Raw genomic sequence first — 3,121 nt, 5'->3', positions numbered from 1 at the left:
CGACTACATCACCCGCCCCGGGCAGTGGAACCCGGCGCCCACCCGACGCGACAACCGGGCCGCTGGCCTGCCCACCATCAGCTCCGGAAAGCAAGAGGGTCCACCGACTCCGTCGGCGGACCCTCGCGAAAGATCGAGGTTAGCTGACAGCCGCAGTCCTCGCAGTCCTCGTCTTCGCAGGAACATTCCTTTACCGGGAACAGCGCGACCAAGTCGGGCCGCTCCTCTTCGGTCGGTGTGTCGGCGACCGGCTGGCTCAGACGCCCGCCGTGGCCGAAATGGGTTGTCACCGGGACGGGGCTCCAATTGGTGAGCTCGTCGCCGTCTTCGGCGCGCAGCAGTCCTGCCTCGCTCTGGTCTTCCAGGGTGTCCGCGCCGGTGATCCAGCCACCGCTCTCGGTCAGGGTCATCACGGCGCCGATCAGGTCGCGCGGATCGTCCTCGTCCAACTCGGATGCGGGCAACGGCGCCCAGCCCTCATCCATGGCCGCCCGTAGGAGTGCGTCCTCGTCGGTGATGTGGAACTCGCGCAGATGGGCGATGCGTACGACCTTGCCCGGCAGGTCCTTCAGACGCGCTCCATGGGGCGTTTCTGACTCCGGCGAGATGGCGGTTTCGTCGTCTTGCGTCTCCTCGTCTTCCCCAAGGTTTTCTTCAGGCGGGCGGAATGTCGTGCCTGCGGGGGCGGGCCATGTTCCTGAGGCTGCGTGGGCCATGGCCGTGCGCAGGGAGCTGGCGGGGGCGTCGGGCAGTGCCGAGGCTAGAGCATGCAGGTCTTCCTCGACGGCGGCGGCGTCGCGGGAGGCCAGCGCGCGGCGCAGTAGCTGGACCGCTTGGTATGCGTGGCGCTTGTCCTTGCAGGTCAGCACTCCGGTGAGAGATCGAGGGCCGGCGTGTGGACCGATCAAGGCCATGACGCGGCTCTTGCTGAGGCTGTGCTCGCACAGGAAGTCGAAGAGAGGTGCGAGTTCGGGCTCGATGGCCATGCGGGAGACTCCGGGGACGCGTTTGGTGCGCAACCTTGAGGGAGCGCATGCGAAGGAGGAGATCACCGCTGGTGAGCGCGGTACTGGCGCGCTCCCGGACGGGGAAGTGCGTGAGCCGCGGCTGGTGCCCCCGGTGGCTACCGGCGGTCCGGACCGTGCGGAAAGACAGCGTACTTGAGTACACCGACAGCGGGCGCCCAAATGAATGGGTAGAGCTGTGTCGATCAGTAGGGAGTCGGAGGCTGTGGCTGGGCCGGCAGCGCACTGCGTCAGATCTTGATCACGCGGATGCCAGGGCCGCACAGCATCAGGAGGTCCTCGGGGTCCGAGGTCAGGACGGTCACGGGGGAGGGTGAGGCCAGCGCGGTGGCGGCCACGATGGCGTCAAGGGCGTATTTGTGGCCGTGGAGGCCGGCCGCGGCGAGGAGTTTGCTGGCGTGGCGGGCGATCGCTTCGGTGGGCGGGATGATGTTTATCCGTGAGACGGCGTAGTCGAAACGGGCCTGGTTGATCTTGGGATCGCGGGCCTCGACGAGGGTGACGGAGCTGGTGATGACGCGAATGTCTTCGGCCTCGGCGGCAGCGAGCCATTCGGTGAGTTCGGGTGTGCGCCGTACGAGTTTGGACAGGCCTTCGCAGTCCAGGACGAGGGTGCCGCTCACGCGGCGTCCGCCGAGTCGGCAGCGCTGCTGCGCAGGAGTGCCCGCTTGGCCTCGACGGCTGCCTGGTCGACGGGGCCGTGTTCGGCTTCCGCGTCTTCGATGAGTTCGTGCAGCCGTTCGCGTTCCAGTTGGCGCTGGATGAGGGCTTCGACGTAGGCGGACATGCCGCGCTTGCCGGTGCGCGCCTTGAGGGCGGCGATGGTGCCTTCGTGGAGGGAGACGGAGACCGGGCGGACGGGGCCTTCGCCGGGGGCGGGGTCGGGGGTGGTGGCCATGGAGCCACTTTAACAAAACTCTTGTTATCCGGTGGGGTGATTCTGCTGCGTTGTGGCTCGCCCGGAGGCAGGTAGCGGATTGGCTCGCGGGGTACAGGTCCTCTGTGGTCACCAAGCGCGATGATGCGTCCCGTGGGCTGACGCGTGAGGAGTTGCTCGCGCTGCCTGCGGCCGTGGACCTGGAGACGGCGAACCGTGCGCTGTCCCTCAGCCGGACCACGGGGTACGACCTCGCCAAGCGCGGCCGGTATCCGTGCACGGTCCTGCGCCTGGGCAACGCCTACCGGGTCGTCACCGCCGACTTGCTCAAGCTGCTCCACATCGACGTACCCGAGAGCACAGGCATCGAAGAGCCGACGGCCGCGACACCCGAGGTGGAAACGGGCCGCCTCTCGTCGAGCTGCTGTTGTTACTGCGCGTGCCGCTGTGCGTGTCGGTGTGAGGGGGGTGAGCCAGGAGCCTACGAGTGATGGCCATCGCCTCGTATGTGTGATCCCGACAAGCTGTGCCACCATGGTGGCGCCAAGGGGCTGTGCAGGCTGGTTCATCGCTTCGCCTGGGTGGGGAGCGCAAGGGGAGCGCGGACGCCTTTGGACGGCATAGACAGGGCATCACGCATCAGCACGCTGCACGTGCTCTGATCAGGCAAAACAAGACTTGACAGCACGTGGCAACGCTGTGCGTCATGATCGCTAGTGATCTCGTAATGCGTAGGTCTCGGGTTCGAATCCCGAAGGCGGCTCCATGGTGAACCCCAGGTCTGTCCTCTGACCTGGGGATTCTTGTTTCTGGTGACCTTGGAATCCGGGCTAATCGGGCACCCGTGGTCTGCGCATCGCAATGCGTAGGTCTGGGATCGACTGACAGTGGGCGCTTCTGTTCGCAGGGCTGTGACCTGGCTTTTTGTTCTGTGCTGCCGGTCGGCTCGGGTCTGTCGGGTTCGGTGTGGTGGCCATGTGGTGGCCGTGCGTGCGGCGATTGTGCAAATGGTCCCGACCTGCTGTGCGGTCACAGGCGCGTGCTTGGGGCCGCAGGGTTGTGCCATCCGGACAATCCCACGATCAATGCACGCCCGGGCAGACACCCGCGCGTTCCGGGACACACTGAGCTGTACTGAGATTTGTGGAGTCCCTGATGCCAGGGCTACGGTCCTGGCGAAGGAGAACCACCAGCACCATGGCAGCACCCCGTAAATACC

General features: G+C 66.2%; 3 protein-coding genes and 1 pseudogene. 1 reads left to right on the top strand and 3 read right to left on the bottom strand.

The window, feature by feature from the left end; genetic code table 11:
- Nucleotides 1–77: 77 nt before the first annotated feature.
- The 3 genes from ACLZN2_RS50680 to ACLZN2_RS50670 form a co-directional block, all read right to left on the bottom strand.
- Nucleotides 78–986 (bottom strand): hypothetical protein, encoded by a 909-nt coding sequence (locus tag ACLZN2_RS50680; protein ID WP_416987032.1) that lies wholly within the window; start codon nucleotides 984–986, stop codon nucleotides 78–80.
- A 269-nt stretch (nucleotides 987–1,255) separates the two neighbouring features.
- Nucleotides 1,256–1,648, bottom strand: a complete 393-nt coding sequence (locus tag ACLZN2_RS50675) for a type II toxin-antitoxin system VapC family toxin (RefSeq protein WP_416987031.1) — start codon at nucleotides 1,646–1,648, stop codon at nucleotides 1,256–1,258.
- A complete protein-coding gene (locus ACLZN2_RS50670) occupies nucleotides 1,645–1,923 on the bottom strand; it encodes a hypothetical protein (protein WP_416987029.1) in 279 nt (92 codons plus the stop codon). The genes ACLZN2_RS50675 and ACLZN2_RS50670 overlap by 4 nt, the downstream gene beginning before the upstream one ends.
- A gap of 104 nt (nucleotides 1,924–2,027) precedes the next feature.
- On the opposite strand from ACLZN2_RS50670, the pseudogene ACLZN2_RS50665 reads away from it, so the two are divergent.
- Nucleotides 2,028–2,240, top strand: a pseudogene (locus tag ACLZN2_RS50665) (hypothetical protein); the annotation flags it as partial.
- Between the last annotated feature and the right edge of the window lie 881 nt (nucleotides 2,241–3,121).

It is taken from the genome of Streptomyces sp. T028 (genome assembly GCF_048159505.1).
Taxonomy (GTDB): Bacteria; Actinomycetota; Actinomycetes; order Streptomycetales; family Streptomycetaceae; genus Streptomyces.
Note: the sequence above shows the minus strand (reverse complement) of the source record. Positions and strands in the feature narration are given on the sequence as shown.

Bases quoted from the DNA above. Each gene is read 5' to 3' on its own strand.
- ACLZN2_RS50680 (WP_416987032.1), bottom strand. From the start codon at position 986: ATGGCCATCGAGCCCGAACTCGCACCTCTCTTCGACTTCCTGTGCGAG.
- ACLZN2_RS50670 (WP_416987029.1), bottom strand. From the start codon at position 1,923: ATGGCCACCACCCCCGACCCCGCCCCCGGCGAAGGCCCCGTCCGCCCG.